The sequence below is a fragment of the Belnapia arida genome (genome assembly GCF_016773205.1).
In the GTDB taxonomy this organism is placed as follows: Bacteria; Pseudomonadota; Alphaproteobacteria; order Acetobacterales; family Acetobacteraceae; genus Belnapia; species Belnapia arida.
In genome coordinates this window covers 237,959-261,136 of record NZ_JAETWB010000005.1, presented here as the reverse complement: position 1 = coordinate 261,136, position 23,178 = coordinate 237,959, and the positions used below count along the sequence as shown (strand labels likewise).

The 23,178-nt window shown below is 72.2% G+C and carries 21 protein-coding genes; 10 read left to right on the top strand and 11 right to left on the bottom strand.

Going from position 1 to position 23,178, the window contains the following annotated elements; translation table 11 throughout:
* Position 1 precedes the first annotated feature (1 nt).
* From JMJ56_RS14355 to JMJ56_RS14335, 5 genes are all read right to left on the bottom strand, one after another.
* On the bottom strand, positions 2-967 hold the full coding sequence (locus tag JMJ56_RS14355; RefSeq protein WP_202832441.1) for a Bug family tripartite tricarboxylate transporter substrate binding protein: 966 nt from the start codon (positions 965-967) through the stop codon (positions 2-4).
* A 52-nt stretch (positions 968-1,019) separates the two neighbouring features.
* On the bottom strand, positions 1,020-1,958 hold the full coding sequence (locus JMJ56_RS14350) for an AEC family transporter (protein ID WP_202832440.1): 939 nt from the start codon (positions 1,956-1,958) through the stop codon (positions 1,020-1,022).
* Between the two features lie 3 nt (positions 1,959-1,961).
* Positions 1,962-2,441: a hypothetical protein gene (locus tag JMJ56_RS14345; RefSeq protein WP_202832439.1), complete on the bottom strand. Its 480-nt coding sequence runs from the start codon at positions 2,439-2,441 to the stop codon at positions 1,962-1,964.
* A 63-nt stretch (positions 2,442-2,504) separates the two neighbouring features.
* A complete protein-coding gene (locus JMJ56_RS14340; RefSeq protein WP_236037748.1) occupies positions 2,505-3,002 on the bottom strand; it encodes a bactofilin family protein in 498 nt (165 codons plus the stop codon).
* Positions 3,003-3,345: 343 nt separating this feature from the next.
* Entirely contained in the window at positions 3,346-4,011 is a 666-nt protein-coding gene (locus tag JMJ56_RS14335; protein ID WP_202832438.1) for an EI24 domain-containing protein, read from the bottom strand.
* A 115-nt stretch (positions 4,012-4,126) separates the two neighbouring features.
* Here JMJ56_RS14335 and JMJ56_RS14330 point away from each other — a divergent pair, with 115 nt between their 5' ends.
* From JMJ56_RS14330 to JMJ56_RS14315, 4 genes are all read left to right on the top strand, one after another.
* Positions 4,127-5,140: an adenosine kinase gene (locus JMJ56_RS14330; RefSeq protein WP_202832437.1), complete on the top strand. Its 1,014-nt coding sequence runs from the start codon at positions 4,127-4,129 to the stop codon at positions 5,138-5,140.
* 101 nt (positions 5,141-5,241) lie between these two features.
* On the top strand, positions 5,242-6,186 hold the full coding sequence (locus tag JMJ56_RS14325) for a hypothetical protein (RefSeq protein ID WP_202832436.1): 945 nt from the start codon (positions 5,242-5,244) through the stop codon (positions 6,184-6,186).
* Between the two features lie 199 nt (positions 6,187-6,385).
* Positions 6,386-8,215 carry a translational GTPase TypA gene (gene typA, locus JMJ56_RS14320; protein WP_202832435.1) on the top strand — a complete coding sequence of 610 codons (1,830 nt, stop codon included), beginning with the start codon at positions 6,386-6,388 and terminating at the stop codon, positions 8,213-8,215.
* 88 nt (positions 8,216-8,303) lie between these two features.
* Positions 8,304-8,492, top strand: a complete 189-nt coding sequence (locus tag JMJ56_RS14315) for a hypothetical protein (RefSeq protein ID WP_202832434.1) — start codon at positions 8,304-8,306, stop codon at positions 8,490-8,492.
* On the opposite strand, the gene JMJ56_RS14310 is transcribed toward JMJ56_RS14315, so the two are convergent.
* The 3 genes from JMJ56_RS14310 to JMJ56_RS14300 form a co-directional block, all read right to left on the bottom strand.
* The gene (locus JMJ56_RS14310) at positions 8,482-9,051 is read right to left on the bottom strand and encodes a YIP1 family protein (protein ID WP_202832433.1); all 570 of its coding nucleotides are present in this window, start codon (positions 9,049-9,051) and stop codon (positions 8,482-8,484) included. The genes JMJ56_RS14315 and JMJ56_RS14310 overlap by 11 nt on opposite strands.
* A gap of 11 nt (positions 9,052-9,062) precedes the next feature.
* Positions 9,063-10,565, bottom strand: a complete 1,503-nt coding sequence (locus JMJ56_RS14305; RefSeq protein WP_202832432.1) for a flavin-containing monooxygenase — start codon at positions 10,563-10,565, stop codon at positions 9,063-9,065.
* 99 nt (positions 10,566-10,664) lie between these two features.
* Positions 10,665-11,504 carry a VOC family protein gene (locus JMJ56_RS14300; RefSeq protein WP_202832431.1) on the bottom strand — a complete coding sequence of 280 codons (840 nt, stop codon included), beginning with the start codon at positions 11,502-11,504 and terminating at the stop codon, positions 10,665-10,667.
* Positions 11,505-11,534: 30 nt separating this feature from the next.
* Between JMJ56_RS14300 and JMJ56_RS14295 the strand changes: the two genes are divergently transcribed.
* The 3 genes from JMJ56_RS14295 to JMJ56_RS14285 are packed head-to-tail and all read left to right on the top strand — an operon-like array spanning position 11,535 to position 14,273.
* The gene (locus tag JMJ56_RS14295; RefSeq protein WP_202832430.1) at positions 11,535-12,500 is read left to right on the top strand and encodes an NAD(P)H-dependent flavin oxidoreductase; all 966 of its coding nucleotides are present in this window, start codon (positions 11,535-11,537) and stop codon (positions 12,498-12,500) included.
* Complete coding sequence (locus tag JMJ56_RS14290) at positions 12,497-13,972, top strand: amidase (RefSeq protein ID WP_202832429.1); 1,476 nt, start codon at positions 12,497-12,499, stop codon at positions 13,970-13,972. The genes JMJ56_RS14295 and JMJ56_RS14290 overlap by 4 nt, the downstream gene beginning before the upstream one ends.
* Before the next feature lie 55 nt (positions 13,973-14,027).
* Complete coding sequence (locus JMJ56_RS14285) at positions 14,028-14,273, top strand: hypothetical protein (protein WP_202832428.1); 246 nt, start codon at positions 14,028-14,030, stop codon at positions 14,271-14,273.
* 6 nt (positions 14,274-14,279) lie between these two features.
* On the opposite strand, the gene JMJ56_RS14280 is transcribed toward JMJ56_RS14285, so the two are convergent.
* Positions 14,280-14,717 (bottom strand): OmpA family protein, encoded by a 438-nt coding sequence (locus tag JMJ56_RS14280; RefSeq protein ID WP_202832427.1) that lies wholly within the window; start codon positions 14,715-14,717, stop codon positions 14,280-14,282.
* Positions 14,714-15,931 (bottom strand): cupin domain-containing protein, encoded by a 1,218-nt coding sequence (locus JMJ56_RS14275; protein ID WP_236037747.1) that lies wholly within the window; start codon positions 15,929-15,931, stop codon positions 14,714-14,716. Before JMJ56_RS14275 ends, JMJ56_RS14280 begins: the two co-directional genes overlap by 4 nt.
* Positions 15,932-16,050: 119 nt before the next feature.
* Here JMJ56_RS14275 and JMJ56_RS14270 point away from each other — a divergent pair, with 119 nt between their 5' ends.
* Genes JMJ56_RS14270 through JMJ56_RS14260 form a run of 3 tightly spaced genes read left to right on the top strand, consistent with a single transcriptional unit; the run spans position 16,051 to position 22,411 of the window.
* Positions 16,051-20,679 (top strand): NAD-glutamate dehydrogenase, encoded by a 4,629-nt coding sequence (locus JMJ56_RS14270; RefSeq protein ID WP_202832425.1) that lies wholly within the window; start codon positions 16,051-16,053, stop codon positions 20,677-20,679.
* Complete coding sequence (locus JMJ56_RS14265; protein WP_328702382.1) at positions 20,676-21,158, top strand: mismatch-specific DNA-glycosylase; 483 nt, start codon at positions 20,676-20,678, stop codon at positions 21,156-21,158. Before JMJ56_RS14270 ends, JMJ56_RS14265 begins: the two co-directional genes overlap by 4 nt.
* Positions 21,155-22,411: an MFS transporter gene (locus tag JMJ56_RS14260; RefSeq protein ID WP_202832424.1), complete on the top strand. Its 1,257-nt coding sequence runs from the start codon at positions 21,155-21,157 to the stop codon at positions 22,409-22,411. The genes JMJ56_RS14265 and JMJ56_RS14260 overlap by 4 nt, the downstream gene beginning before the upstream one ends.
* Here the strand turns inward: JMJ56_RS14260 and JMJ56_RS14255 are convergent.
* Positions 22,390-23,088, bottom strand: coding sequence for a CBS domain-containing protein (locus JMJ56_RS14255; protein ID WP_236037746.1), 699 nt, complete (start codon positions 23,086-23,088; stop codon positions 22,390-22,392). The two genes, JMJ56_RS14260 and JMJ56_RS14255, sit on opposite strands and share 22 nt — an antisense overlap.
* Positions 23,089-23,178: the final 90 nt, after the last annotated feature.

The window sequence follows — 23,178 nt, the reverse complement described above, 5'->3', positions numbered from 1 at the left end:
CTCAGCCGTCGAGCCGGATGCCGAGCTCGCGGATGAGCGGCCGCCACTCGGCATTCTCGCGCCGCACGAAATCGGCGAACTCAGCCGGCGACCAAGGCGCGCTCTCGATGCCGAGGTCACGGTAGCGCGCCTGCACGTCCTCCGCGCCGACACCGGCCTTCAGCGCATCCGCAAGCTTGGCGACGATGGGCGCCGGCGTCGCCGCCGGCACGCTCATCCCCTGCCAGCCATAGGCGATGGCATTCGCATGGCCGAGCTCGCGCAGCGTCGGCACGTCCGGTGCGCGGGCGGAGCGGGCCTCGGAGAAGGCGCAGAGGGTCTTTACCTTGCCCGTGGTGATGAAGGGGATGCCGCTCGCGCAATCGATCACGACGCTCTCGACATTGCCGGCGAGCAGGTCCTGCATCGCCGCCGGCCCGCCGCGATACGGGACGTGCGTCGCCTCGAGCCCGGTGCGGCGTTTCACCATCTCCATCGCCAGGTGATGCGGCGAGGCAACGGCGGGCGTGCCGTAATTCGGCGCCCGCACCTTCGACTGCGCGACGAAATCGGCGAAGTCCTTTGCCGGGTTGTCCGGCCGCACGACGAGGAAGAGCGGGAAGCGGCCGATGAAGCCGACGCCCTGAAGGTCCCGGTCCGGATCGTAGGGCAGGCGCGAATAGAGCGCCGGGTTGTAGACGAGGATGCCGTTGTCGACATGCAGCAGCGTGTAGCCGTCCGGCGCGCTGCGCGACGCGGCCTCGCTGGCGACCACGGCGCCGCCGCCCGGACGGTTCTCGATCACGAGGTTCTGCCCGAGCCGGGTGCCGATATGCGCGCCGATCAGCCGCGCGAAGACGTCGCTCGCCCCGCCCGGCGGATAGCCGACGATCCAGCGCAGCGGACGCTCCGGAAAGCCCTGAGCCCGCGCCGTGGCGGCGAGGCCCGCGGCGCTCAGCCCGGCCAGTAGAGTGCGTCGTCCCAGCATTACCCGAACCCTCAGTTGCCCCGCTGCATGTAGCGGAATTCGGCCGGCTTCGTCACGGTGCCGCAGCGGCCAGCAAGGATTGCAGCAGCAAGATCCAGCACGGCAGCGTCGCCACGGCGAGCATGTGCTCCAGGCTGGTGATGGCCGCCATCAGCGGGGCGTCGCCGCCCATGGCGCGGGCCATGACATAGCTGGTCGTCGCCGTCGGCAGCGCCATGAATGTGACGGCGGCGGCGAGCGGCAGCGGCTCCAGCCCGAGCGCCCGGCCGAGGGCGAAGGTCAGCGCCGGCATCAGCAGCAGCTTGATCGCGCTGGTCGCCAATTGCAGCGGCAGCCGCCCACCGAGCGCGCCGGGGGAAAGTGCGGCGCCGACGCAGAGCAGGCCGAGCGCGACCGAGGCCTGGCCGAGGGATTGCAGCAGCGGCTTCACCCCATGCGGCAGCCCACCGAGCAGCGCGACGGCGAAGCCGGCAAGGCAGGCGAGCAACAGCGGGTTGAGCACGAGCTGCCGCAGCACGCGCAGCGGCGAGAGCCTGCCACCCGCGCCCGGCCCGATGGCGAAGACGATGGTGGTCAGCGTCTGCACGAAGGGCACGATCAGCCCCGTCGCCACCGCTCCGAGCGCCGTGCCGCCCGCGCCGAAGATACCGCCGATGACGGCGAAGCCCATCAGGTTGTTGAAGCGGATGCCGCCCTGGAAGACCGAGGTGGTGGCCGGGTGATCGGCCCGGAAGGCGGCGGCCAGCGCCAGGCTGAGCGCCCCGCCCGTCAGCAGGCTGAGCCAGATGGCGAGCCCCATGCGCCCGAGCGGCAGGGCGAGGATGTCGACCGAGGCGATGGCCGAGACCAGCAACGCCGGCATCAGCGCCCAGAAGACCAGCCGCTCGATGCCTGCCCAGATGGCGTCCTGCGGCAGCAGCCAGCGCTTCAGCACCGCGCCGAGCAGCAGCAGCCCGAAGGGCGGCACGAAGACATCGAGATAGAGCAGCAAGCGTCAGGCGCCGCGATCGGTGGGGCGGGGACTGCCTGCCAGCTCGCGCAGGCAATGGGCCTCGGTGCGCGGCTCCGCCCCGCTGGCCCGCGCCGCGGCATGGGAGACGCGCAGCCTCCCGCTCTCGGGATAGAGGATGAGATCGAGCGCGCAGGCCGGGCCGGCATAGAGCCAGATCTCGGCCGTCCCCTCATGGCGGCGGAAGCTGGGCTCGCCGAGCCAGCGCCGCAGCACCTCCGGCCCGAGGCCGAGGAATTGCGTGGCGACGACCGGCCGGGCCGCGGCGGGCTCCGCCGCCACCGGCATGGCCGCCACGGCAATCGGAGTCGTGGTCAAGGAGGTGGCCAAGGGTGGGGATGTTGGGGCGAAGCTGGCCCGGCTGGTCTCGAAGGCCTGACGGAGCGCATCGGCCCGCTCCTCCGGCGCGGCACAGGCGCCGAGCAGGCCGAGGACCGGCAACAGGAGAGGGGGGCGGGGCGCCATGGCGGCGCGGGCTCCGGAGCGGGCGGCACGCCGCCGGGGAGGGCCCCGGCGGCGCGTTCGGCATCAGGCCTCGACGGGAGCTGCCATCACGCGGGGCGCCGGGGCGGCGCTGCCCTCCGTGATCATCTCCATGCGGCCGGAGACCTGGCCGCCTTCCTCCACCGAGAGCTTGCGGTAGCGGGCGGTGCCGGTGACCTTGCCGGTGCCGCGGATGGTGAGCGAGCCGCGGGCGGAGATGGTGCCGTCGAACAGGCCGGCGATCTCGGCATCCTCGACCTGCACTTCGCCGCGGAACACGCCGGTCGGCGCGACGAAGAGCTCGGCGGCCTGGATCATCTCGGACTCGACGGTACCCTCGACAACCAGCCGCTCGGCATCGCTGACCGTACCCTGCAGGCTGATCCCGCGGCCGACCACCAGGGTGCGGCGCTCCGCCGCCTCGGGCCGGGCCGGCGGGCGGGCGGGCACGCCGAGGGGCGCGGCCGCGCCCGGCGCCGCCGGGCGGGGCGCCAGGGACGGCGTGGCGGGGGCGGCATTCGGCTTCGGGGCCATCGACATCATGGGCGTGTCCTTAAGTGTTGAGCGGAAGGGCGGCACAGCGAAGTCGGCGTCGCGTGCGGCGGAGGTCGTACCGGTCCCTTCGGTCCCAGATGCCGGGTTCGGAGCCTCGACCGACCCTTGGCCCGTTCCAGGGTCGATGGCCGGCATTGCCGGCCCGTCTTCGCGTTTGCGGCCGAAGATGGCCATGCTGTCCCCCAAAGATCCACGGCGCTGCGCCACGGCGGCGCATCGACGGGCCGCGCGTATTCCCCATAAGCCGACCCGACAGTCACCGGCTAACATGGGGCATTGTACCAACACAACGGCGTGTTGCATGGCGTCGGCGGAATTTGTGGTACGTTACTTATTCGGTTCGATTTCGTTCGCGGTGCAGCAGATGCGTCATCGCCGCCGTACCGAGAACCGGAACCAACAGGTTGAGGCCGGGGATCAGCGAGAGTCCCGCCAGCAGTGCGCCGATCAGCAGCACCGGCATCTCGCGCCGCCGCCGCTCCGCCCGCGCCGCCTCTACCGGCATGCGCCGCTGCGCCACGCCCTCGTACAGTCCGTGGCCGAGCGCAACGGTCGAGACCAGCCAGAGCGCCACCGCGCCGAAGGGCGGCGCGAAGGCGAGCAGCGGCAGGGCGGCGAGCGTCACCACACCCGTCTTCAGCGCGAAGACGAGATTGAACCGCATCTGCGCCATCAATCCGGCGCCCTGCGCGGGCGGCAACTGCGGGTAGAAGCGCCGCTCCACCGCCGCCGCCACCGGATCGAGGAAGAGGCCGGAGAGCGCCAGCATCACCGGCACGAAGAGCCAGACGGCCAGCACCAGCACCAGCAGCCCGCCCAGCGCCCCGGCGATGCCGGCCAGCCAGCCGCTGCCGCCCGCGACCCCGGCGACCGCCCAGGCGGAGAGCGCGGCGAGGCCTAGGAAGGCGAGCAGCGCCGCGCCGAAGCTCTTGGCGAGCGGGCCGAGAAAGGCCGGGTCGCCGAGCTGGCGAATGGCAAGCAGGCAGGCGGCGATCATGCGGGTGGAATCCTCTCCATGGTTGCGGCAGCCAGGGGCGGGGGCTATGGGCGGGGGCTATCCCGGCCCGGCCCCTGGCACAATGCCCCGGCCCCAACGCCCCCGATGAGGTCCCATGAGCGAGCCCACCCTCGACATTCTCGGCATCGGCAACGCGATCGTCGATGTGCTCGCCCGCGCGGATGACGCCTTCCTTGCCACCGAGGATCTCGACAAGGGCGCGATGCGGCTGATCGGGGCCGAAGAGGCGGAGGGGCTTTACGGCCGGATGGGGCCGGGGGTGGAAAGCTCCGGCGGCTCGGCCGGCAATACCTGCGCCGTCGCCGCTGCGCTCGGGGCGCGGGTCGGCTATCTCGGCAAGGTGGCGGACGATGCGCTGGGCCAGGTCTTCGCCCATGACATCCGCGCGGCCGGCGTGCATTTCCCGACCCCGCCGCTGCGGGGCGGGGCGCCGACGGCGCGCTGCCTCATCCTCGTCACTCCGGATGCGCAGCGGACGATGAACACCTTCCTCGGCGCCTGCACCGCCTTCTCCCCGGCCGATGTCGACCCGGCCGAGGTCGCGCGGGCCAAGGTCACCTATCTCGAGGGCTATCTCTTCGACCCGCCGGCGGCGCAGGAAGCCTTCCGCGCCGCCGCCCGCGCCGCCCATGCCGCGGGCCGGCAGGTGGCGCTCAGCCTCTCCGACGCCTTCTGCGTCGAGCGGCACCGCGAAGCCTTCCGCCAGCTCGTGCGCGAGGAGGTCGATATCCTCTTCGCCAACGAGGCCGAGGTCACTGCTCTCTACCAGACCGATTTCGAGGCTGCTGCGGCGCAGGCGGCAGGGGAGGTGGCGCTGGCCGCGTTGACCCGGAGCGAGCGCGGCAGCCTGATCCTTGCGGGGGGTGAGCGGCATGAGGTCGCCGCCACGCCGGCCAGCGTCGTCGATACCACCGGCGCCGGCGATGCCTATGCCGCTGGCTTCCTGGCCGCCCTTACGGGCGGGCTGCCGCTGCCGGAATGCGGCCGCTGGGGTGCCGTCGCCGCAGCAGAGGTGATTTCGCATTTCGGTGCAAGGCCGCAGGCCGATCTGAAAGCCCTGGTTGCGACCGTTCCGGGGAACCACCCCGTCTCCACTGTGTTGGGCTGAACACGGCCCGGTGGCGGCCCCGCCTTGGCGGGGCCAGCGCCGCGGGCCCTCTCGCCCCGGCCGCGTCCCCGATCCGGCCGGTGGCCAACGGAGACGCCCCCATGCATCTGAAAACCAAGCTGCTCACGACGACCTTCGGCCTGGCGCTGCTCGCACTGCCGGCCTTGGCGCAGACCGGCCCGGCGACCATGTCGCCCCCGATGGCGCCGCATGGCGCCCAGTCCTTAGCCGAGACCGGCATGCCGCACCATCGCCACCATGGTATGCACTCGGAGCGCCGCGCCGAGCGCCGGGCGATGCGCGAGGAGAACCGGCAGGATGCCGCTGGCTTGGTCGAGGAGGCGAGCGAGGCGCTGCGCCGCGGTCGCACTGCCCAGGCCACCGACCTGCTGGAGCGGAGCGAGACCCGGTTGCTGACCCGCAGCATTCCGTCCGACCGCGCCGGCCAACCGATGCGCAGCCCGGCGCTCGACAGCCTGGCCTCCGCCCGCAGCGCGATTCAGAGCCGCGACCGCGCCGGCGCCCAAACCCAGATGCAGCAGGCCATCGCCATCCTCCGCCGCGAGGGCAGCGACATGGGCAGCGGCGCCGACGCCTCCACGATGCCGATGAGCGGCCAAGGCATGTCGAGGCAGGGCATGTCCGGTCAAGGCATGCCTGGCCAGTCCATGCAGGACGAGAACATGACGGCCCGCGGCATGTCCGGCCAGGGCACCTATGGCCGCAGCATGATGCAGGATGGTGGCACAGCCGGACGCTCGATGAGCCGGGCCGACGGCATCCTTCGCGTGCAAGGCACCGGGATGAACGCCCCGCGGGACCCGCAGACCCGGCGTGACGGCAATCCGGCGACGAGCCATGGCACCACCAACCATGGCGCCGGCGGTGTCGGCGCCGCGCCGACACCAGGCACCACGCCGACGCCGCCAGTGACGGGCAGCGGCCGCAGCAGCAGCGGCGGCGCCGTGACGACCGGCACCCCGAGCAGCGGCAATGCGAGCGGCGCGACCAATCAGTCCGCCCCCACTCAAGGCAGCGGCCGCTAAGGAGCAGAACCAGGGGGGAGGGGCCTCAATCCCCTCCCGTCTGCCTTTTCCACACTCAGCCCTCGCTTTTTGCGCGGCAAAGCCCTATGTGTGCGCTGCAACAAGCCGCCAGCCTGCTCTGCCCGACCCCCAGCCGCACCCGGCTGCCGAGGCCGGGCTTCGCTTTGCTTTGCGGCGGCACCGGAATTAAGGCCCCGCAATGGAAATCCGTAACGTCGCGATCATCGCGCATGTCGACCACGGCAAGACGACCTTGGTGGACAACCTGCTGAAGCAGGCCGGCGCCTTCCGCGCCAACCAGGCCGTCGCCGAGCGCGCGCTCGACCGCAACGACCTGGAGCGCGAGCGCGGCATCACCATCCTTGCCAAATCCACTGCGGTCGAGTGGAAGGGCGTGAAGATCAACATCGTCGATACCCCCGGCCACGCCGATTTTGGCGGCGAGGTGGAGCGCATCCTTTCCATGGTCGATGGCGCGATCGTCCTCTGCGACGCCGCCGAGGGACCGCTGCCGCAGACCAAGTTCGTCCTCACCAAGGCGCTGGCCCGCGGCCTGCGGCCCATCGTCGTCATCAACAAGGTGGACCGGCAGGACGCCCGCCCAGACGAGGTGCATAACGAGGTCTTCGACCTGTTCGCCGCGCTGGGTGCGACGGATGAGCAACTCGACTTCCACACCCTCTTCGCCTCCGGCCGCCAGGGCTGGGCCGATCTCGAGCTGGAAGGGGCCCGGAAGGACCTCTCGCCGATGTTCGACCTGATCCTGAGTCATGTCCCGCCGCCGAAGGTCGATCTCGAGAAGCCCTTCGCAATGAACGCGTCCATCCTCGAGAGCGACAACTTCCTCGGCCGCATCCTGACTGGACGCGTCGAGCAGGGCACCGCCCGCGTCAACATGCCGGTCCGCGTGCTGCGCCAGGACGGCACGGTGGTCGAGAGCGGCCGGCTGACCAAGCTGATGACCTTCTCCGGCCTCGACCGCGTGCCGGTCGAGGAGGTCCAGGCGGGCGACATCATCGCCATCGCCGGCCTGTCCGATGCGACGATCCCCGACACCATCGCCTCGCCCGAGGTGACGGCGCCGCTGCCCGCCATCCCGGTCGATCCGCCGACGCTGGCCATGACCTTCCGCATCAATGACGGCCCGCTCGGCGGCCGCGAGGGCAAGAAGGTGACGTCGCGACAGATCCGCGACCGGCTCTTCAAGGAGACCGAGGGCAACGTCGCCATCCGCGTGAAGGTCAGCGAGGAGGTGGACGCCTTCGAGGTGGCCGGCCGCGGCGAGCTCCAGCTCGGCGTGCTGATCGAGCAGATGCGCCGCGAGGGCTTCGAGCTGACCATCGGCCGCCCCCGCGTCCTGACCCGCGACAACCCGGAGACGGGCGAGCGCGAGGAGCCTTTCGAAGAGGCGCTGATCGACGTGGACGAGGCCTATTCGGGCGTCGTCGTCGAGAAGATGTCGCAACGCAAGGGCCAGATGCAGGACATGCGGCCCTCGGGCGGCGGCAAGGTCCGGCTGACCTTCCACATCCCCTCGCGCGGCCTCATCGGCTACCACGGCGAATTCATGACCGACACGCGCGGCACGGGCATGATGAACCGCCTCTTCCTCGGCTACTTCCCCTGGGCGGGGCCGATCGAGGGGCGGCGCAACGGCTCGCTGATCTCCAACTCCGATGGCGAGGCGATCCAGTACGCGCTGTTCTACCTGCAGGAGCGCGGCACGCTCTTCGTCGATCCGGGCGTCAAGGTCTATGTCGGCATGATCCTCGGCGAGCACAGCCGGGACAACGACCTGGACGTGAACCCGATCAAGGAGAAGAAGCTCACCAACATCCGCGCCGCCGGCAAGGATGAGGCGCTGCTGCTGATCCCGCCGCGGCGGATGAGCCTCGAGCAGGCCATCGCCTATATCGAGGACGACGAGCTGGTGGAGGTGACGCCGGGCGCGATCCGCCTCCGCAAGCGCTACCTCGACCCGCATGAGCGCAAGAAGCACGCTCGTCGTTCGGATAGCGAGGCGGCGTAAGGCCTGGGCGTACTTCGTCCATGATTCGGGAAGGCTTCGGCATCATGATGCCGGAACCTTCCTGATTCGGACCGAGGACGCCTGCCCCGTGACCACGCCCATCGCCGAGGATTTCGTTGCTATCCGCGCCCGGCTCGAGGCCATCCGCACCGAGGAGCGGGGCCGGGCCGCCGAGCCGGCCCCGCTGCCCCAGCCGCGCGCGACCCCGCCCGCCGATTTCTACGCTTGGCTGACCAGCGGCTCGCTTTGGTCGGTTGGTGGCGCGGTTACAGGCTGATCGCCAGCCCGGCTACCATCACGACCAGGATATTCACCGCGATCCCGACCACCACCGCGGACAGGGTGAAGCCCATCACCCGGTCCTGCGGCATGCGCAGCACGATCGGCGCGCCCTTATAGAAGGTGTAGAGGCTGTAGAGGCCGAGCACCCCGAGGATCGCCAGCGGCGGGATGATGGCGAAGATGCCGGCGATCCAGGCCGCCGTCGGGCTATGGACGGCGAGCTTCATCGCCGAGACCTCGTCCCCCACCCCGCCGAAGCGGGGCGAGAGCGCCTGCACCACCTTGCCCCAGAGCCACAGGCCGAACAGCCCCAGCAGATAGCCTAGCACGGCATTGATCAGCAGCCGGAACACGCCGACCGGCGCCCCGAGCACGCTACCCAGATAGCCGGCGAAGATCGCCGAGCCGATGAAGCCCGCCACCGCCGGCAGGGCGGAGAGCGGCACGGCATAGCCGGTGAAGAGGCTCTGCGTATCCGCAGGCTCGGCCGCAATCACCCGCCATTCCTGCTCGGGCCGCTGGAGCAGGGCCTTCGCCCGGTCGAGAAGCGCCATGGGACCTCCGCTCAGCGATAGACGAAGGCGGCGTCGTTCAGGTCGATGGCGGCAAAGGCATCCTTCTCCGACCAGTAGTCCTGGGTATGCTGCCATTCCGGCTTGTCGCCGCGCTTCGGCAGCAGGTGCATCCCCCGCATCAGGTAGCCCGGATTGAAATTTTCCGGATCGATCCAGGGGAGGATCGGCATGTCGCGGTCCTCGGGCCGCAGCGCCACCTCGACGCGCTTCGCCCCCTTAGCCTCCATGTATTTCAGCAGTCGGCAGACGAAATCGCCGACGAGGTCCGCCCGCAGCGTCCAGCTCGCGCGGAAATAGCCAAAGACCCAGGCCATGTTGGGGATGCCGGTGAACATCATTCCGCGATAGGTGACGGTCTCGTGGAAGGCGAGCGGCTTGCCGTCGATCTCGAAGGCGATGTCGCCCAGCACGTTCAGGTGGAAGCCGGTGGCGGCGACGATGATGTCCGCCTCCAGATGCTGCCCCGACTTGAGCTGAATGCCCGCCTCGTCGAAATGCTCGATCTCGTCGGTGACGACCGAGGCTTCGCCGCGCGCCACCGCCTGGAACAGGTCGGCATCGGGCACGAAGGCGATGCGCTGCCGCCAGGGCCGGTAGTTCGGAGTGAAATGCCTGTCCAGGTCGTAATCCGGCCCGAGGATGGAGCGGAGATTGGCCAGCATCTCCGCCTTCACCTTGTCCGGCTCGTTGAAGCAGCGCTCGGTGAAGACAGTCTGCTCCAGCAGGATCTTGCGGCGGACGATCTCGTGGATCCAGGTCTCGTCCACCTGGAGCTTGCGCAGCTCCTCCGCCAGCTCGATGGCGTTGCGCCCGGTGCGGAAATAGGTCGGCGTGCGCTGCAGCATCGTCACATGCGCGGCCTTGCCCGCCATGGCCGGCACGATGGTCGCCGCCGAGGCGCCGGAGCCAATGACGACGACGCGCTTGCCGGCATAATCGAGGTCTTCCGGCCAGTTCTCGGAATGGACGAGCCGGCCGCGGAAGCGCTCCTTGCCTGCCCAGTCCGGCATGTAGCCGTCGTTGTGGCGGTAGTAGCCCTGACACATCCAGAGGAAGTCGGCGGTGATCCGGACCGCCTCGCCGGTGTCGCCCCGCGTCGCCTCGATGGTCCAGAGGTTGTCGGCGCTCGACCAGCAGGCGGAGTGGATGCGGTGGTTGTAGCGGATGTGGCGGTCGAGGCCGTTCTCCTCGATCACCTCGCCCATGTACTTGCGGATCTCGTCCGCAGTGGCGATGGGCGTGCCGGTCCAGGGCTTGAAGCGGTAGCCGAAGGTGTGGAGGTCGCTGTCGGAGCGGATGCCGGGATACTTGTGCGTCCACCAGGTGCCGCCGAAGGTCTCGGCGGCCTCCAGCACGGCGAAGCTGGTGCCGGGGCATTGCGTCTTCAGGTGGTAGGCGCCGCCCACCCCGGAGATGCCGGCGCCGACGATCAGCACATCGACATGGTCCGCCTGCTGCGGAGTGGGCCTTTCGAGGGTCGCGGCTTCGGACATCGTCCCTGTGATCCTTGGCTGGGGCGCCGTCTGGCGGGCGCCTGATATACCGATAATGATAGCCGCCTACCGGTTGGGCAAGCAGGATCGCCCTGCCCCTTACCGGAAGGCGAGGATCAGCCCATGCGCTGCGCTGGGCGGCACGGCGAGGCCGAACCGCCCCTCCATCGCCCCCGTTCCGGCGGCGCAGCGCACAGCGGCAGAGGGGTTGGCGACCCGCACCGCCAGCGTCACCGGCCCTTCCGCCGGCAGGCCGGTGAGGTCGAGGCCAGGGTAGCGCCCGGCGAGATGCATCCCCGTGAGGAAGACCAGCGGCGCCGCCCCGGTCTCCAGCCGCATCGCCCCATCCGCCTCGGCCTCCGGCGTGCGGTCCAGCACCCGGCCCATCGCCTCGGCCGCGGCGACGGGGTTGGCCGCCAGCACTTCGATGCCGGCCAGGGCCTCGGCGGTGTTCGGGTGTTCCATCAGCCCGGGGATCCAGGTGGCCTCCGGCGTCAGGTGCTCGCAGGCGAAGAGGCTGAGGCCCGGGGCAGGGGCCTCCGCCAGATGGAAGGTGCGGAAGCGCGCCTCCGCCGCCCCGCCATCCGGCATGGTGACAGGCCGGCCGAAGCGCTGCACCGGCAGGGTGGTAGTGCCGCGCGCTGCCAGCTCGGTGGCGCCCGCTTCGGCATCCTGGGCGCGCAGCGCGATGGCGGAGATGCCCTCGCGCTCCGCCAGCACCTCGCGCCAGCGGGTGTTGCGCTCGGTCGGCGCCAGCACGCCGAGCAGCTCCACATAGTCGGTGCGCAGCACGATGCAGTGGTTGCCGGTGCCCATCTCCGGCGAATGCACCCCGCGCGGCGACAGGGTGAAGCCGAGCCGGGCGAAGCCGGCCGCCGCGGCGTCCAGGTTCCGCACCAGCACCACGGCATGGTCGATCCCGCCCAGATGCGTCAGCATGATCCCAATTTCCTCAGCCCCAAGGATTCCATGTCGCACGCCATCGAAACCCGCGTCACCCGCCTGCTCGGCATCCGCTACCCGATCGTGCAGGGCGGGCTGGCGCGCGTGGCCTTCGCTGACCTCGCCGCCGCCGTCTCCAACGCGGGCGGGCTCGGGCAGATCAGCACCGCCGGCCTCGACGGGCCGGAGGCGCTGCGGGCCGAGATCCGCCGCTGCCGCAGCCTGACGGACAAGCCCTTCGCGGTGAACTTTCCGATCGGCCGCAACGACATCACCCCGGGCCTTGAGGCGGCGCTGGAGGAGGGGGTGCGGATCATCGCGCTGACCGCCGGAAACCCGGCCCCCTTCATCCGCCGCTGCGAGCAGGTGGGGGCGAAGACCCTGGTGCTGACCGCCGGGCCCGAGCTGGCGCGGAAGGCCGAGGCCGCCGGCGCCGACATGGTGGCGACCGTCGGCTACGAGGGCGGCGGCCATATCGGCCGTTCCGATGAGACGACCATGGTGATGGTCCCGCGCACCGTGGCGGCGGTGAAGATCCCGGTGCTCGCCTCGGGCGGCATCGCCACCGGCGCCGGGCTGCTGGCCGCCCTCGCCCTTGGCGCCGAGGGGGTGGAGATGGGCACCCGCTTCGTCGCCAGCGCCGAGGCCATCGCGCATGACAACTACAAGAACGCCCTGGCGGCTGCGGCGCCGGGCGACACCATGCTCATCAAGCGGACGCTCGGCATGCCCGGCCGTGTGCTGCGCAGCCCGCATGCGGAGCGCATCGTCGCCGCCGAGGCCGCCGGGGCGCCGAAGGAGGAGCTGATCGCCATGATCGCCGGCACCGCCAATGCCCGCGGCACCGATGGCGGCGACCTTGCGGAGAGCTATGTCTGGGCCGGCCAATGCGTCGGCCTGATTGAGGGGGTGGAGCCGGCCGGCGCCATCATCGCCCGCATGGCCGAGGAGGCGTCGGCCGGCCTTGCCCGCCTGCGCGGGATGATGGGATGAGCGAGGATCTCGCCTTTCTTTCCGCCACCGCGCTGGCCGGCCGCTTCGCGCAGGGTCGGCTATCCCCGACCGAGGCGCTGGAGGCGGTGCTGGCGCGGGTCGAGCGGCTGAACCCGCGCCTCAACGCCATCATCGCCCTCGACGAGCACGGCGCCCGCGCTGCCGCCGCGGCGAGCACCGCCCGCTGGCGTGCCGGCCTTCCGCTTTCGCCGCTCGATGGCGTGCCCTTCACGGTGAAGGACAACATCGCCATGGCCGGCCTGCCCTGCGCCTGGGGCAGCCCACTCTTCGCGGGCGGCGTACCGGAGCGGGACGAGCTGCTGGTCGCCCGGCTGCGCGCCGCCGGGCTGGTGCCGCTCGGCAAGACGAACGTCCCGGAATTCACCCTCCAGGGCTATACAAGCAACCCGGTCTTCGGCCCGACCCGCAACCCGTGGAACATGGCGCTGACGCCGGGTGGCTCCTCCGGCGGGGCTGTCGCGGCGGTCGCGGCCGGGCTCGGGCCGCTGGCGCTCGGCACGGATGGTGGAGGATCCATTCGTCGCCCTGCTTCCCATGCCGGACTGGTCGGGCTGAAGCCGACGCCCGGCCGGGTGCCGCGCTGCGACGGGCTGCCCGCCATCCTGCTCGACCTCGAGCAGATCGGCCCCATCGCCCGCACCAGCGCCGACCTGATCGCCTTCCTCGCCCTGCTCGCCCCGCCCGACGCGCGGGACCCGCTGAGCCATGCCCTGCCTCCCTTCGCCGTGCCAGCGGTGCCGGGGCGGCAGCGCATCCTCTTCGTCCCCCGCTTCGGCGCCAACCCGGTCGATCCGGAGATCGCCGCCAGCACCGCGGCGGCGGCGGCGCGGCTCGCCGAACTCGGTCATCATGTGGAGGAAGGCGCGCCGCCCTTCGAGACGGAGATGCTGGCCGCGCTGTTCAACCCCATCGGCCAGGCCGGCCTCGCCTGGCTGCTGGCGGCGCGCGGCGGCGAGGCCAGCGCGCCCATGCTGCGGGAGATGGCCGAGGCTGGCCGGGCGCTCCCCGCCACCGCACTCTTCGCCGCACTCGACGGCATCGCCGCTCTCCGTCGGCGGATGGCCAGCTTCTTCACCGCCTATGACCTGATCCTGACCCCGGCCGCCGCCGCCCTGCCCTGGCCGGCCGAGGAGGTCGCGCCGCCCGTCATCGACGGCCAGGCAGTCGGGCCGCGTGGCCATGCCGTCTTCACCAATTTCGCCAACCTGGCCGGGTTGCCGGGCCTCGCGCTGCCAAGCCGGCCTTCCTCCGCTGGCCTGCCCATCGGCTTCCAGCTCGTCGGGCAGCCCGGCGCGGACGGGCTGCTCTGCGCCCTGGCGCGGGAGTGGGAGGCGGCGGAGCCTTGGCCTCTTTGGCAAGAGGCAGGCTGGACACGGCATTCAGGGAAGCGTGATCCAGGCGTGCGCAATTCCGATCCAAACCACGCATCCAGTTCGACCCATTCACCGTAGCGGATGAGAAGGACAGCATCGCTGTCTTTTTCGTTTCACCCCAGCGGTTCGGAAAATGTCGACATCCCTGTTCATGCTGCGTCCGGCCCTTGATGGGCTGACGGATCCCGCCTGGGGCCTGAGCTGGCACCGGAACCCCTGCCAGATCCACGCCCGATCCGCCGAAGAGGCCAGGCGGGTCGCGGCCGGCCAATACACGGTCGCGGTGCATCCGGACCCGTTGCTGGCCGCCTGGCATTCGCCGTGGCTCGATACCCGGCTGGTCGCCGTCGATCTGATGGCGGCTGTTCACGCCCCCTGACGCGCCTCAGGGTGCCGGCGGCAGCAGCACCACAGTCACGCTCCGCTCCGCCGGTACGGCGCCACGGGCGAAGGCGGCCCGGCGCGCCTCGGCGCGGATGCGGTCGCGCTCCACCCCCAGCTTCGCCAGCGCCTCGGCCACCGCCCCGGCGCGCTTCGCGGCCAGCTGCAAGCCGGCCTGCGCCCCGCCTTCCTGCTGGTCGGCATGGCCGAGCACGCAGAGCATCCGCTCCGGCTCGCGCTTCGCCCGTTCGGCGGCGGCGGCCAGGTTGGTCCGTGCCTCCTCCCGCGGCTGGGCGGCGCCACGGGCAAAGGGAATGGCGAAGGCGTCATCCTCCAGCTGCTCGGCACCGATGCAGGAGAAGGGGCGGGGCTGCGCCCAGACCGTCTTGGACAAGACGAGGCCGGGCAGCAGCAGGGCGGCAGCAATCAGCGGGATCATCATGCGGCGACCAGCAGCCCCGCATCCCGCAGCCGCGCCAGCAGCGCCGCCGCATCCACCCCTGGATGAGCCGCGCGCAGCTCCGGCTCCGCCACATCCGGCCGGGCGAGCAACCAGCCGGCCGCCTCCACCTCGGCGCCGGCGAGCGGCAACACGCCGCCGGCGGTCTTCAGCACCCACTCCGCCCCGCGCCGCACGGGCTTCGCCCCCGGCGCCAGCACACGGAAGGCGGGCGCGTCGGTCTCCACGCCCGGCTTTTCGCTGGCCGGGGCGATGTCGCGGGCGGCCAGCAGGTCGTTGCCGCCGCGATGGAAGCGGTAGTCGGCGACGAAGCGCTCCAGCACCTCCATCACCTTCGGCTCGCGGCAGAGTTCGGCCAGGCGCTGGCCGAGTGCGCCAGCGCGGCTGGTGAGGGCGAATTTGGCCGCCGCAGAGCCGTCCTGCCGGGGCAGGGGCTTGCGGAACTCGGGGTCGTAGAGCGCCCGCTCGACCAGGATGTTGAGCAGGTCCATCCCGAGTGGCGCATGCACGCCATAGGCGATGTGGACCGAGGCCGGCGCCTCGGCCAGCGCATCGTGGTACCAGCCGCGCGGCAGGTAGAGCAGATCGCCCGGCCGCATCAGCACCTTCTCGCGCAGCCGGCCCTTCTGCTGCTCGTGCTGCGCCTGGGGCATCGCGCGGAAGACGGGGTGGGCGATCGGCCACTCGGCGCGACCGTCCCAGAGGTTCCAGGTCTTCTCGCCCTCGACCTGCACCGCCCAGACCTCATGCGTGTCGAAATGCGCGGGGAAGGCCTTGTGGCTCTGCCAGGAGATGTAGACGTTGGCCTGCGCCTTGCCGAGCCCGGCCCCCTCCAGCGCTGCGGAGACGGCGGCGAGGCCGGGGGTGAGGCTGTCCACGTCGTTCATGACGATGCTGGCGCCGCGCTTCACCCAGTCCCGCACCTTGGGTGCCTCGGGCTGCAGCACCTGGGCATTGTCCCGGCTGGTGGCGCGGCCGCAATACTGCTCGGGCGGCACCGGCGTGCCGTCCATCACCAGCTGCAGCGAGTGGCCGGACCAGATATGGGTCATGTCCAGCAGCCGGTTGATCTGCCGCCAGGATAGGACATGGGCGAATTTCGCCGCCCCGCCCTGCACATGCAGCGGCTTGCGGTCATGATACTCGGTGAAGAACCGCTCGGGCGTCACCGGGGCGAGCAGCTCGGCAAGGGTCATGGTCATGATGCCCGCGGTGTAGCAGATCGCGCGCCGAAGCGGGACCGTTCCGTTAGGCTTGCCGCAGGCGGCGGAAGCCGCGAAGAGAGGGGCGGCCGAACCACGGGGGGATACGACGGATGACCGAGCCGGCCCGGCTTGAACTGCTCCGCCTGGCGGAGGAGGCGCTGAGGCGCCAGGCCCCCGCCCTTCCGGCGGATGCCGCCCATCTGCTCCGCGTCCTGCATGCCGATGTGCCGGCCGCCGAGCTTGCCGCGCCGGAGGCGGTGGCCGCCGCCGCCGCCAGCCTCTTCGCCCTGGCGCAGGACCGGCCGCCGGGGGGCGCCCGCATCCGCCTCATCCCGCCCGCCGCCGGGCAGGGGCCGCATGCGGTGGCGGAGATCGTCACCGACGACATGCCCTTCCTGGTGGACAGCGCGCTCGGTGCGCTCGCCCGGCAGGGGCGGGTGGTACGCCAGCTCCTCCACCCCGTGGTACCGGTGCGGCGCGACGCGGCCGGACGCCTGCTCTCCCTCGGCGGCGAGGGCGCCCCCGAGAGCATGATGCGCATCACCCTCGGCGCCGCGCCCACCGCGCTGCTGCCGGGCCAGCCCGCCGTGGCGCCCGATGACTGGGCCGGGCTCGAAGCGGCGCTGACCCGGGCGATGGCCGATACCCGCCGCGCCGTGGAGGACTTTCCCGCCATGGCCGCCCTGCTGCGCCAGGCGGCGGCGGAGGTGGCGCCCCGCGCCGAGCCGGGCGCCATCGGCTTCCTACGCTGGCTGGGCGAGGACAATTACGTCCTGCTCGGCCATCGCCGCCTCGACCTCACGCCCGAAGGGGCGCTGCACCCGGTGGAGGCCGAGAATCTCGGCCTGCTGCGCGACGCTGCCCTGCCCGTCTTCGACGTGCTGCGCGGCGAGGGCGCCCTGCCGCCCGCGCTCCGCGCCGCGCTGACCGACAGCGCCGCCGTCACCATCGCCAAGGCCAATATGCGGAGCACGGTGCATCGCCCGCAGCATGCCGACGTGATCGTCACCGACCTGCTCGGCGCCGAGGGGCAGGTGGCGGGGCTGCGGCTTTTCCTCGGCCTCTTCGCCGCCTCGGCCTACAACCGCAACCCGCGCAGCATCCCGTTGCTGGCGGAGAAGGTGGACCGCATCCTCTCCGCCGCCGGCTACGACCCGGAGGCGCATGACGGCCGCGCGCTGCGCAACATCCTCGACACCTGGCCGCGCGACGAGCTGTTCCAGGCCCCGGAGCCGGAGATCCTGGCGGCCGCCCGCCGCGCGCTCGACCTGCAGATCAGGCCGCGCCCGGCGCTGGTGCTGCGGCGCGACCCCTTCGGCCGCTTCGTCTCGGCCATCGCCTGGCTGCCGCGCGACACCTTCGACACCCGGCTGCGCGAGCGCGTGGGCGCCATGCTGGCGCGGGCCTGCGGCGGCCGGCTGAGCGCCTGGTACATCGCGCTCGGCGATTCGCCGCTGGCGCGCATCCACTACATCATCGGCACCGACCCGGCGCATCCGCCCGAACTGGACGAGGCGGCGCTGGAGACGGCCGTCGCCCAGGCGGCGCGCGGCTTCGCCGACCGGCTCTCCGAGGCGCTGGCCGCCGAGCGGGGGGAGGCCGCCGCCGCGGCGCTGCTGGCCCGCTGGCAAGAGGCCTTCCCGCCCGGCTACCGCGAGACGGCGACCGGCGCCGAGGGGGCGGCCGACCTCGCGCTCGCCGAACGGGCGCTTGCCGAGGGCCGCCCCGCCGCCGCGCTGGCCCGGCCGCCGGGCGCCGCCGGCCTCGTGCTGCGGCTGGCCAATCCCGGCGGCCCGTTGCCGCTGGCCGATGCGCTGCCGCTCTTCGAGAGCCTCGACCTCCGCGCCATCGAAGAAGTGCCGCACCGCCTTGTCCCCGCCGGGGCCGGGGCCGTCGTGCTGCACGTCTTCACCCTGGAGCCCGGCGCCGCCGCCGAGCCCGCCCGCTTCCCCGCCCTGCTCGAGGCGCTGGCCGCCCTGCTCGACGGCCGCGCGGAGGCGGATGGTTTCAACCGCCTCGTGCTCCGTGCCGGCCTCGGCTGGCGGGAATGCTGGCTGCTGCGCGCGCTCTATCGCTGGCTGAAGCAGGTCGGCTTTGCCTTCGCCCAGGCCAGCGTGGAGGCGGCGCTCGCCGCCCATCCAGCGGCGGCTCGGCTGCTGCTCGACCTCTTCCACGCCCGCTTCGACCCGGACCGCCCGCGCGGCGAGGAGGCGGCGCTGGATGACGCTTGGCGCGCCCTGCTCGACACCGTCGAGAACCCGGACGAGGACCGCATCCTCTCCCGCCTGCACCAAGTGCTGGGCGCGGTGCTGCGGACCAACTACTTCCAGGGCCATGGCTACCTCTCGCTGAAGATTGACAGCGCCGCGGCGGGCGAGATGCCGGCGCCGCGGCCCTGGCGCGAGGTCTTCGTCCATTCGCCGCGGATGGAGGGCGTGCATCTGCGCGCCGGGCCGGTGGCGCGTGGCGGCATCCGCTGGTCCGACCGGCGGGAGGATTTCCGCACCGAGGTCCTCGGGCTGATGAAGGCGCAGCGGGTGAAGAACGTTGTCATCGTGCCGACCGGCGCGAAGGGCGGCTTCGTGCTCAAGAATATCCCCGCCGAGCGCGAGGCCTTCCAGGCCGAAGGCGTCGCCTGCTACCGGCTGCTGATCCGCGGGCTGCTCGACATCACCGACAACCTCTCGCCGCAGGGCGTGGTGCCGCCCGCGCGCGTGGTGCGGCGCGACGGCGACGACCCCTACATGGTCGTCGCCGCCGACAAGGGCACCGCGACCTTCTCCGACATCGCCAACGGCCTCTCCGCCGAGTACGGCTTCTGGCTGGGCGACGCCTTCGCCAGCGGCGGCTCGGCCGGCTACGACCACAAGGGCATGGGCATCACCGCACGCGGCGCCTGGGTGATGGTGGCGCGGCACTTCGCCGAGCTCGGCCACGACATCTTCGCCGAGGACTTCACCTGCGCCGGCGTCGGCGACATGTCGGGCGACGTCTTCGGCAACGGGCTGCTGATCTCGCCGCGCACGAAGCTGGTCGCCGCCTTCGACCACCGCCACATCTTCCTCGATCCCACGCCCGACCCGGCCGCCTCCTTCGCCGAGCGCCACCGCCTCTTCGCCCTGCCGCGCTCCTCCTGGGCCGACTACGACACGGCGAGGATCTCGGCCGGCGGCGGCGTCTTCCCGCGCAGCCTGAAGACTATCCCGCTCTCGCCGCAGGTGCGCGCCCTGCTCGGTATCGAGGCGGAGCGGATCGAGCCGGCGGCGCTGATGCAGGCCATCCTCCGCGCCCAGGTCGACCTGCTCTATTTCGGCGGCATCGGCACCTATGTGAAAGCAGGCAGCGAGAGCCAGGCCGAGGCCGGCGACCGCGCCAACGACGCGCTCCGCGTCAACGGCCACGAGATCCGCGCCCGCGTGGTGGGGGAGGGCGCCAACCTCGCCGTCACCCAGGCCGGGCGCGTCGAGATCGCCCGCGCGGGCGGACGCATCAATACCGACGCGCTCGACAACTCCGCCGGCGTCTCCACCAGCGACCACGAGGTGAACATCAAGATCCTGCTCGCCGATGCGGAATCCTCCGGCGCGCTGACGCGCACCCAGCGCGACGCGTTGCTCGCCGGGATGACGGACGAGGTGGCGGAGCTGGTGCTGCGCGACAATGCGCAGCAAGCCCTCGCCGTCTCGCTCGAGGAACGCACCGGGGCCGAGGCGCTGCCGGCCCAGGCCGCGCTGATGCAGCGGCTGGAGGCGGCGGGCGTGCTTGACCGCAGCGTCGCCGGCCTGCCCGATGCCGCCACCATGACGAGCCGCATCGCTGCCGGCGAGGCGCTCACCCGCCCCGCCATCGCCGCGCTGCTGCCGCTCGCCAAGCTGTGGCTCACCGAGGCGATCGAGGAGAGCGACCTGCCGGACGACCCGGTCTTCGCCCCGTTGCTGCTCGCCTATTTCCCGCATCCCTTGCAGGCGCGCTTCCCGGAGATGATCGCCCGGCACCGGCTGCGGCGGGAGCTGGTGGCGACCGCCATTGCCAATGAGGTGGCGAACCGCCTCGGCTGCGCCGCCCTCGGCCGGCTGGCGGCGGCGGCCGACCCGGTGACCATCGCCCGCGCCGCCTGGCTGGCCGGCGAGGTCTTCGCCCTGCCCGGCGTGGCCGATGCGGCGGATGCATGCGCCGCTCCGGCCCCCGCCCGGCTCGACCTGCTGCTGGCGCTGCGCCGCCTGCAGGAGGAGGCCGCGCTCGCCCTGCTCGACGCACCCCGGCCGCTGGAGCTGGCGCTGGCCGCCCTTCGCCCTGGCGTCGAGGCCCTGGTCGCCGGCACCGAGCCCGGCCCCGAGGCCGCCGCCTGGCGCGAGGCCGGGCTGCCTGAGGCCGCCGTGGCGCTGGCCTCCGCCGCCGGGCGGCTGGCCGCCGCGCCGGTCATCCTGCAACTGGCCGGCGCCACCGGTGCCGCGCCCGAGGAGGCCGCCGCCGCCTGGTCCGCCATCGGCGCGGAATACGGGGTCGAGGCACTGCGCCAAGCGGCCCAGGCCGCGCCCGCGCCCGGCGCCTTCGGCCCGCGCGCTCGGGCGGCGCTGCTCGCCGATCTCGGCACGGCCCAGGCCCGGCTGGCCGCCGCCCGCCTCGCCGGCACCGCGCCCCGGATCGAGCCGCCCCTCGCCCTGGCGCGCGAGGCGGCGATGGCCGGCGACCTGGCGGCGATCGGCGTCGCGGTCCGGGCGCTGGCGGCGGTGGCGTGAGCCACATCCTGCCGGACCTGCTCCGCCCCGGCCTGCGGCTGGTGATTTGCGGCAGCGCGGCGGGCACGGTTTCCGCCGCGCGCGGCGCCTATTATGCCGGGCCGGGCAACAAATTCTGGGAAATTTCGCACCGCATCGGCCTGACGCCGCGGCGCTTCCGGCCGGAGGAGTACCCCCTGCTGCTCGACCTCGGCATCGGCCTCACCGATCTCTGCAAGACCGCCTTCGGCCCGGATGCCACGCTGCCGCGCGACGGCTACGACCTGCCCGGCCTCCGTGCCCGGCTGGCCGCCGTCGCCCCGCGCCTGCTCGCCTTCAACGGCAAGGCCGCCGCCGCCTGCTGGCTTGGCTTGCGCGCCCCGCGCTTCGGCTGGTGGGAAGGGACGCCGCCGGTGATGGTGCTTCCCTCCACCTCCGGCCTCGCCTGCCGAAGCTGGCAGGAGGCGCCCTGGCTCGACCTCGCCCGGCGCGTGGCATGACGCGGCAGGCCTGGGCCTGGGCCCTCTACGACTGGGCGAACAGCGCCTTCCCCACCGTCGTCTCCACCTTCGTCATCGCCGCCTATTTCACCAAGGGCATCGCCCCCGACGCCGCGACCGGCCAGGCGCAATGGGGCTGGATGCAAACAATCGTGGGGCTCGCCGTCGCCCTGCTCTCGCCCGTCCTCGGCGCTGTCGCCGACGCGGGTGGGCGGCGGCGGCCGATGCTCGGCCTCTGCACGGGGGTGATGGTGATGGCGACGGCCGGGATCTGGTTCGCCGAGCCGCGGCCGGAGGATGCGCTTTGGGCGCTCGCCTGCGTCGGCCTCGCCACCATCGCCTTCGAACTCGGCAACGTCTTCTACAACTCCCTCCTGCCGGAGGTGGCGCCGCCGGCGCAGATCGGCCGCGTTTCCGGCCTCGCCTGGGGCCTCGGCTATGCCGGCGGCCTCGCCTGCCTCGTCGTCGCGCTCTTCGTGCTGGTGCAGCCGAAGCCGCCCCTCTTTGGCCTCGACGCCGCAAGCGCCGAGCCGGTGCGGGCGACGGCGTTGCTGACCGCCGCCTGGGTTGCCGCCTTCGCCTGGCCTGTCCTCGCCTTGCTTCCCGGTCACCATGGGCCGAAGCCCGGCTGGCGGACGGCGGCGCAAGGCGGCATGGCGGAGATCATCCGCCTGCTGCGCGGCCTGCCGCGCAACCCGGTGATGGCGCGCTTCCTCGTCGCCCGGCTGTTCTACACCGACGGGCTGAACACCCTCTTCGCCTTCGGCGCCATCTATGCCGCCGGCGTCTTCGGCATGGAGTTCGAGGAGATCCTGGTCTTCGGCATCGCGCTGAACCTGACGGCCGGGCTCGGCGCCGCCGGCTTCGGCCTCATCGAGGACCGCATGGGCTCGAAGCGCACGGTGATGGTCTCGCTCGGCGCGCTGGTGCTGCTCTCGGCCGGGCTGCTGGTGGTGGAGGGCAAGCCCGCCTTCTGGGCCCTCGCCCTCACCCTCGGCCTCTTCATCGGCCCGGCCCAGGCAGCCAGCCGGACGCTGATGGCCCGCCTCGCGCCGCCGGAGGAGGTGGCGGCGCATTTCGGCCTCTTCGCCCTCAGCGGGCGCGTCACCGGCTTCCTCGGTCCCGCGGCGCTCGCCGCCGTCACCACGGCGACGGGCAGTCAGCGGGCGGGAATGGCGACGGTGGTGGTGTTCCTCGCCCTCGGCGCCGCCATCCTCGCCGGCGTCAGGCCCTATGCGGCGACGGAGAGGTAGGCCGGCATCGCCTGCATGTCGTCCACCACGCGGGTGACGCCGGGCACGTTCTCCGCCAGCACCCGCAGCGCCCGCCGCACCGCCTCGTTGCGAACGAAGCCGTGGAAGGTGACGGCGCCGCCCTGTACCTCGACCATGGTGCCGAAGCTGTCCGCCCAGGGCTGCTTGCGCATCGCCGCCAGCACCGCCGTGCGGATGCGCCCATCCGAGAGCCCGTGCGCCGGCTCCGGCGGCGCCACCAGCGCCCGCAGCAGATCCGCCCGGCTGACGATGCCGCGCAGCCGCCCGCCCTCCACCACCAGCACACGGCGGATGCCGAACTCCTCCAGCAGATGCGCCACATGCGCGGCGGTCGTGCCGGGCGTGACGGTCACCAGGCGCTCCGTCATCACATCCGCCGCGGTCAGCCCGTGGGTGCGGGCATAGCGCTCCGCCTCCTGGACTGGATTGGTGAAGAGCTGCCGCAGCCAGCCGGCCGGGCGATCCTCGACGCCGGCCAGGCGGCGGATCAGGTCGGCCTCGGTCACGATGCCGCGCAGGGTGCCGGCGCCATCCAGCACCGGCACGGCCGAGATGCCGCGCTCGCCCAGCAGCCGGGCGATGGCGGCCACCGGCGTCTCCGGCGGCACGGTGATGACATCGACGCTCATCAGGTCGTGGGCGGTCAGGGTGGTCATCGGGGTTCTCCTTCGCCGATGCCCAAGCCTGCGCTGCCGCGGACCGTGCCGCATTGATCCCGCGCAACAAGCCTGGCTTCCGCCGCCTTC